Origin of the sequence: Allofournierella massiliensis (assembly GCF_964241245.1) — a bacterium.
Lineage (GTDB): Bacteria > Bacillota > Clostridia > Oscillospirales > Ruminococcaceae > Allofournierella > Allofournierella massiliensis.
Genome location: NZ_CAXSWZ010000064.1, coordinates 1 through 1,614, shown reverse-complemented (window position 1 = coordinate 1,614; position 1,614 = coordinate 1). Strand labels below are relative to the sequence as shown.

General features: G+C 53.5%; 1 protein-coding gene. It reads left to right on the top strand.

Annotated elements, in window-relative coordinates:
* The first annotated feature begins 280 nt into the window (after positions 1-280).
* Positions 281-1,492 (top strand): IS110 family RNA-guided transposase, encoded by a 1,212-nt coding sequence (locus ACESYO_RS16355; RefSeq protein ID WP_373210878.1) that lies wholly within the window; start codon positions 281-283, stop codon positions 1,490-1,492.
* Positions 1,493-1,614 lie beyond the last annotated feature (122 nt).

Sequence of the window (1,614 nt, the reverse complement as noted above, 5' to 3'; positions counted from 1 at the left end):
CCAGTTACAATAGATTTACGGTTAAAGGCACGGCAGCCAGCCGTGTCTTTTATCGTCTTGTTGCCCAAGCTGTTAGAATGAGAGAGCAAGCGGCCTGACGGATCCCCTCCAAGGACTTTGCGTCCGCAGGAATGTCAGTCAGCCGTCCTCTCATTCGCAGCGTTCGATTTATGCAGGTAGAGCCACCACGCCGGTGCGTTCGTGTCACCAAACTGATAGAATCGGCAATGAGGAATGGGCGGTCTGCCAAATTGCAAATTCAGTGATGGGAGTGTTGAGCATGAACGCAGTTGGTATCGATGTCTCAAAAGGGAAAAGCATGGTTTCCGTGCTCCGGCCCTTTGGGGAAGTGGTGGCAAAACCTTTTGAAGTTTGTCACACCGCCGGTGAACTCAGGGCGTTGGCAGATTACCTGAAAAGCCTGGACGGTGAAACAAAAGTCATCCTGGAGTACACCGGGCGGTATTATGAGCCTGTGGCCCAGCTGCTCCACGACGCCGGTTTGTTTGTCAGCGCAGTGAACCCCAAACTTATCAAGGACTATGGGAACAACTCGCTGCGCAAGGTCAAGACGGACAAGGCCGATTCCCGGAAGATTGCCCGGTATGGTCTTGACAACTGGGTAGAACTGCGTCAACATACTCCTATGGATACAATTCGTTACCAACTGAAAACCATGAACCGGCAATATGGCCTGTACTCTAAGACCAAGGTCTCCATGAAGAACAACCTGATTTCCTTGTTGGATCAGACCTTTCCCTGTGTCAACACCCTTTTCTCCAGCCCCGCCCGTGAGGACGGCAGCCAGAAGTGGGTGGACTTTGCCGCATCCTTTTGGCATCTGGACTGTGTGCGGGGCCTGAGCCTCGCCGCATTCACTCAGCGTTACCAAAAGTGGTGCAAGCGGCATGGCTATAACTTCAGCAGCGGGAAGGCCGCTGAAATCCATGAAGGCGCTAAAAACCAGATCGCTTTGCTTCCCAAGGATGCTATGACCAAGATGTTGATCCACCAGGCCATTGAACAACTCAACGCCACCTCCAAGACAGTGGAATTACTGCGCACGGAGATGAACCGTCTGGCACAGCAGCTCCCGGAGTATCCTGTGGTCATGGCGATGGGAGGCGTTGGCAAGTCCCTCGGCCCCCAGCTCATGGCTGAGATTGGAGACGTGACCCGGTTTGCCCACAAGGGCTCTCTGGCCGCTTACGCTGGCGTAGATCCCGGGGCCAACCAGTCCGGCACGCGTGAGGCTAAAAGCACGCCTTCTTCCAAGAGCGGCTCCCCGGAACTGAGAAGAACACTGTTCCTGGTGATGAGCGCCCTGCTCCAAACCTCGCTTGCAGATGACCCCGTGTTTCAGTTCTTGGACAAGAAACGCGCCGAGGGAAAGCCCTACTATGTCTACATGACCGCTGGAGCCAATAAGTTCCTTCGTGTCTACTATGGCAGGGTGAAGGAATATCTGTTATCTCTGGAACCGACTGATTGACTTATACCGGCTCTTGTATTCAGGCTGACGCACTGGCGGCGGCCTTTTTGTGCTGCTGTTTTTCTCCCTCCCTACATCTACAAATTTCGCTCAATTTTTGCTTGACTTTTTGTTTGCAGGCA

Coding starts and splice junctions, on each gene's coding strand:
- ACESYO_RS16355 (WP_373210878.1), top strand. CDS start 281: ATGAACGCAGTTGGTATCGATGTCTCAAAAGGGAAAAGCATGGTTTCC.